The sequence below is a fragment of the Microbulbifer mangrovi genome (assembly GCF_002009015.1).
GTDB lineage: Bacteria > Pseudomonadota > Gammaproteobacteria > Pseudomonadales > Cellvibrionaceae > Microbulbifer > Microbulbifer mangrovi.
On sequence record NZ_LZDE01000291.1, the window covers coordinates 21,005 to 27,004 of the forward strand.

The following is a 6,000-nucleotide window of genomic DNA, read 5'->3' on the forward strand; positions in this document are numbered from 1 at the left end:
CCACCTAACTGTAACCGTAGAGAAAGTTTATGTTTTTAGGTAAGCAGCGTTTTTAGCGCTTTTTTCCACTGGTTCCCATAGTTGGTGAGACAAAAATCAATGCGTGCGCCAAGTTTGTGAGCGCCCTCACACAAAATCACTCCGGTTTACGGAACTATTTTTGTGGGGCGCATAAAAACCATTCAGGCCTGCCCAAAAATAACACAGGCGATAAAACTCGGCGCTGGTGAAATACTGATTAAATCAGCGAAAAAACAAGCACAATTTTATGCACCAGGAGTTTTCACAAAATAATCGTGTGCGGCTCGATTTACCCTTCCAGACAGACGCAGGGTAGACACCATGGTGGGAATCGCCATCACCGCATACATACCAATAATCAGGTTGTTGACGATATTCAGTGAAGCGACCGCACCAAATACGATCAGCAGCAGGTAGAGAATCGTGTATATCAGCTGGAAGCGATTACCAAACAGAAACACAAAACACTTCATGCCGTAATACCAGAATGTGACGATGGTACTGAACGCCAGCGGCACCACCATCAGCAGCAACAGCACCGGACCCCAGCCGCCGAACACACTACTGAAGGCATCCGCAGTAAGCGACACACCTTCAATACCCTCGCCGTGCTGCCACACACCGGTAAGCAGAATCACCAGCGCGGTACAGGTACAGATGACCAGGGTATCCACTATCGGTCCCACCATTGCTACCACACCCTCGCGCACCGGCTCGGTGGTTTTGGCGGCACCGTGGGCCAGGGATTCAGTACCGATACCGGCTTCATTGGAAAAGGCGCCGCGGCTGATGCCAGTGGCGATCACCGCGCCCAGCGCACCACCGGCCACGGCTTTACCGGTAAACGCATCGGAAATGATCAGCGCGAATGCCGCGGGAATTTCCTGCCAGAAATAGCCAATCACGCCCAGGGTCAGCAACAGGTAGAACACCACCATTGCCGGCACAATCCGCACCGCAAAGCGACCGATACGCTGGATACGACCGGAAATCACCACCAGCGCAGCCAGCGCCAGGGCCACACCGAGACCGAGTTCAAACAGGAAGGTATTATCGGCAGAAACCCAGCCCAGAGGCTCGGCGAACGAAACCCGCAACAACTGCACCGTCTGGTTGGACTGGAAGGAAGGCAGCAGGCCGCACAGGCCGGCAATCGCGAACAGGTAAGCCAGTGGCTGCCAACGCTTGCCCAGGCCCTCGCGGATCACATACATGGGCCCGCCCTGGATTTCGCCGTTGCTGTCACGGCCGCGATACATCACCGCCAGGGTTGCGGTGTAGAACTTGGTCGCCACCCCCACCAGCGCGGTCACCCACATCCACAGGATCGCGCCGGGACCGCCGGTGCTGATGGCAATCGCCACCCCGGCAATATTGCCCAGACCGAGAGTGCCGGACAGCGCAGTGGACAGAGCCTGTCGATGGGGCACCTGGCCGGGATCATCGGGATCGTCGTATTTGCCGCGCAGCAGGTCGATGCTGTGGCCCAGGTGCCGATAAGGGCGGCCGCGGGAGCTGATCAGCAGAAACAGGCCGCCTCCCACCAGCAGCACCAGTAACGGCGTGCCCCAAGCATAAGCAACGAAAGTATTGAGTGCGGAATCCAGGGATTCGATAAATGACATGAGAGATTTTCCCGGCGGGGTTCAGTACGACAAGCGGGATATGCTCGCGCACTGGGGGGAAAATCTCAAACGTTCTCCGGATCAGCGAATCGGCTGAGGGAGCGGATCTGTCGAGGAAGACGTTCTCGCAGTCTGAGCCCGGGAATACCTTTCTCCGGACCTATACAACGGCTTTCGCAACACTTTGACGGGTCCCCAGCTGGCTCTCGATCAGTTCCAGCGCCTCGGACTGCATCGCAGCAGAGGCAGAGCTTGCCGCAGCCACATCGCCGCGCTCGATCGCGTCATACAGTTGCTTATGGTTCGCGTAGCTGGCGCTCTCCACCCCCTTGATCCGGTTGGTAAAGCGGATACTCACCCGCAGCGCAGTTTCGATAAAGCTGCCCAGCTGTATATAGAAGGGGTTATTGGTGGCGTTGAGGATATTGATATGGAAGGCAATGTCCGCTTCCACGGCATCGCCGAGACCGCCCTCTGCCGCTTTCATACGCGACAGCGCGTCTTCGATCCCGGCGATACGGTCGCGATCCTGCTCGGCGGCAGCCAGTGCCGCGGCCTCCTTTTCAATCGCTTTGCGCAGCTGCATAAACTCCCGCAGCATTTCCAGGGAGGGAGAGGCCCGCAGAATCCAGTCCAGCACATCCGGATCGAACAGGTTCCAGCGCGCACGACTCTGGACCCGGATTCCCTGGCGCGGGCGCGAGGAGATCAACCCCTTGGCGGTCAGCATCTTGATCGCCTCACGGGTGGCGCTGCGGCTGATACCGTACTCCTCGCACAGGCTGGCCTCGGAAGGCAGGCCGTCGCCGGGCTGGTAACGTCCGCTGGCGATGGTTTCCCCCAGGGTGTGCACCAGTTGTTGTGTCAGATTGCGTCCACTGTGGTGTCGATCCACGTTCAGCCCCTCATCATTGTTATTGGATAAATATGTCAAACATCGCAGGTGCCGCCAAGTCCACTCGCCGGGGCGCGGGAACCCCGCTATCCGGGACTTCCCTGTCGGCACAGATGCGCCCACCTTTTTGATCGCTCCCCGGCGGGCGCCACAGTCCGGAACTCCCCGTGAAACCTCGTGTTGGATTGCCCGCCAGGCATTTAGCATATAATTGATATAAATATTGTAAACGTTTACATGCGGTGATACTTTAAAAATCGTCTCCGGAATATGACTCCGGATTCACAAGCCGATCCGCCTGAGAAAAAGTGCAGAAAAGCATTCGCTGAAAACCATTCAGCACCAGGCTGACCGCGATAACGCCGGCCCAATAGCACCGGCACGGGCGCCCACAACCGAGCGCCAAACGTCACAAGTAGTAATAACAACAACCAATACACCGTGACACGTGATGAAGAGAGAAGGTCCCCACACCCTGGGCGTGGTCCGTCCGCGCGACGCTGTTGCAAAGGTTTACGTGGCCGTATGCCTGGCATTCTCGTTTGCCGCGCCCGCTGTGGCCGGTGATCCGGCACTGACGCTCTGGTTCGACCACCCCGCACAGGACTGGGAAACCGAATCCCTGCCCATTGGCAACGGCGCCCTCGGTGCCGCCGTACAGGGCGGTATTGTCCGCGACTCCCTGCAATTCAATGAAAAAACCCTGTGGACCGGCGGCCCAGGATCCAGGGAAAACCCCGCTGCGGGTTATGACTACGGTATTCCCGCACAATCGCGGGTTGGCGAACTGGCTGCAGTGCGTCAACAACTCGCAAAAAAAGGAGCGCTTAAGGCGGAAGACGTCGCCGGGGTACTCGGTAACAAGATCACCGCCTATGGCAACTACCAGAGTTTCGGCGATCTAATACTGGAATTTCCCGAGAGCGATTCCGTCAGCGACTACCGCCGTTCACTCGACCTTTCCACTGCCACTGCCCGTGTCAGCTATCGAGCAGACGGTGTGCACTATTCCCGCGAGTATCTCGCCAGCTACCCCGATGAAGTAATCGCGATACACCTGAGTGCAGACCAACCCGGCCGTATCAATTTCAGTGCACACCTGCAGATTCCCGATAACCGTAGCGCGCAGCACAATACCCGGAAACAGCGTGTGACCGTCAGCGGCAGGCTGCACGACAACGGCCTGGGCTATGAGACCCAGCTACAGGTCATCGCCGATGGCGGTGAGGTGCAAGCAACAGAAAATGGCAGCTTCACCATTACCGGCGCCGATAGCGCTACCCTGCTGCTGGCAGCGGGCACCGAATATGCTGCGGAGTACCCGCAGTATCGCGGCCAGAATCCCCACAGGACGGTGCAGGCACGACTGGACCGGGCCAGCCGCAAACTCTCTGATGATGGCTACCCGGCCCTGCTTACTGCCCACGTGGCGGATTACCGCAAGCTGTTTGCACGGGTCGACCTCAACCTGACTTCCGCAGCCACAGAAAACCTACCGCCCATTGATCGCTGGCTGGAAAAATACGCGAGCGGCGACACACAGTCCGACCGCGCCCTGGAGCAGCTGTATTTCCAGTACGGCCGCTACCTGCTGATCAGCAGTTCGCGGGACGGATCGCTGCCCGCCAACCTGCAGGGTGTGTGGAACAACTCCGCCACCCCGCCGTGGAACGCCGACTACCACGCCAATATCAACCTGCAGATGAACTACTGGCCCGCGGAAGTCACCAACCTCGCGGAAACTACCGGGCCCCTGTTTGGTTTTGTCGACAGCCTGCAGGCATCCGGCAGCGTGGCCGCGGAAAAACTTCTCGGGGCACGCGGCTGGACGCTGTTCCTGAACACCAATATCTGGGGTTTTACCGGCGTCATCGATTGGCCCACCGCCTTTTGGCAACCGGAAGCCGGCGCCTGGCTAGCGGATCATTACTACGAGCACTATCGCTTTAGCGGCGATGAAGCGTTCCTGCGTGAGCGCGCCTATCCGGTGATGCGCGGCGCGGCGCAGGTCTGGCTGGACAGCCTGGTCACAGACCCGCGCGACGGCCGCCTTGTGGTCTCGCCGAGCTACTCCCCGGAGCACGGCGACTTCACCATCGGCGCTGCCATGTCCCAGCAGCTGGTTAAGGAGCTGCTGCACAATACCCGCGATGCCGCCACCCGCCTGGGAGATATCGCTTTCGCCAGCGAACTGAACATCGCCCTGGAAAATCTCGATCCGGGCCTGCGCATCGGCAAGTGGGGTCAGCTGCAGGAGTGGAAGCAGGATCTGGACGATCCGGAAAACCATCACCGCCATGTATCCCAGCTCTACGCGCTGTTCCCCGGCGATGAGATCGGTCACCACACCCCGGACCTATTCGACGCAGCACGCACCTCACTCAATGCCCGCGGCGATGCGGGAACCGGCTGGAGCCGCGCCTGGAAAATTTCCCTGTGGGCACACCTGGACGATGGCGACCGCGCACACAAGATTCTTGCCGCCCAATTGAAAGACAGCACCCTGCCGAACCTGTGGAGCACCCATCCCCCGTTCCAGATCGACGGCAACTTCGGCGCAACGGCGGGCATCGCCGAAATGCTGATCCAGTCCGATGACCACGCCATACAGTTGCTGCCCGCCCTGCCCCGCGCCTGGCCGCAGGGGCATATCACCGGCCTGCGCGCGCGCGGCGGTGTGACGGCCGATATGCACTGGCAGGATGGTCAGCTGACTCGCGCACGGCTGCATGTACACAGCGACCGCGATATTCAAATCCAGCTACCCGATGACAAGCAACACAACCTCGCCGACTACACACTGCGCGAGATTGGCAGCCAGAAAATTCTCGCCCTCACCGGAAAAGGCAATCGCCGCAGTTTTTCCGCCCGGGCCGGATCTCGCTATCTCCTGAGTCGCAATAACCAAAACTCCGCGGCCGGGCAGGGATAGCAAATGCGGTAAAAAATCTTAGCGGTATAAAAAATCAACCACAAAGATGGGAGAAGAGAGATGTATAACAATAAAAAGGCATTCGCCAGAAGTACGCTGTCTCACTACATTCGCGTCGCCTCCGGGGTATCCCTGATGGTGCTCGGGTCTGTAGCACTGGCACAGGAAGAAGTGAGCGAGGAGGATGAATCCGCGCAATCAGTGGAAGAAATCTCTGTCACCGGACAGCGCCTGAGTATCATGTCGGCACAGGATCTGAAACGCGACGCCGACCAGATCGTAGATTCTATTGTGGCCTCCGATATCGGCCAGCTTCCGGATCGCAGTGTCACTGAAGCGCTACAGCGTATTCCCGGCGTGAGTATCACGCGCTTCAAGTCTCTGGGCGATCCCGAGCATTTTTCTGCGGAAGGCTCCGGGGTAATGGTGCGTGGCCTGACGATGGTGCGCAGTGAACTGAACGGCCGAGACAGTTTTACTGCGGATGGTGGACGCGCACTGAGCTTCCAGGATGTTCCGCCGGAATT

At 58.8% G+C, this 6,000-nt stretch carries 4 protein-coding genes; 2 read left to right on the forward strand and 2 right to left on the reverse strand.

From position 1 onward, the window contains the following. Positions 1–266 precede the first annotated feature (266 nt). Together B4U49_RS07735 and B4U49_RS07740 are read right to left on the reverse strand one after the other, a co-directional pair. A complete protein-coding gene (locus B4U49_RS07735; RefSeq protein WP_143735587.1) occupies positions 267–1,646 on the reverse strand; it encodes an alanine/glycine:cation symporter family protein in 1,380 nt (459 codons plus the stop codon). Positions 1,647–1,806: 160 nt separating this feature from the next. After that, positions 1,807–2,541, reverse strand: a complete 735-nt coding sequence (locus B4U49_RS07740) for a FadR/GntR family transcriptional regulator (protein WP_204903013.1) — start codon at positions 2,539–2,541, stop codon at positions 1,807–1,809. Positions 2,542–2,992: 451 nt separating this feature from the next. On the opposite strand from B4U49_RS07740, the gene B4U49_RS07745 reads away from it, so the two are divergent. Then, the gene (locus tag B4U49_RS07745) at positions 2,993–5,473 is read left to right on the forward strand and encodes a glycoside hydrolase family 95 protein (RefSeq protein WP_078084000.1); all 2,481 of its coding nucleotides are present in this window, start codon (positions 2,993–2,995) and stop codon (positions 5,471–5,473) included. A 135-nt stretch (positions 5,474–5,608) separates the two neighbouring features. Beyond that, a partial coding sequence (locus B4U49_RS07750; protein WP_204903014.1) for a TonB-dependent receptor plug domain-containing protein occupies positions 5,609–6,000 on the forward strand: 392 nt, incomplete at its 3' end.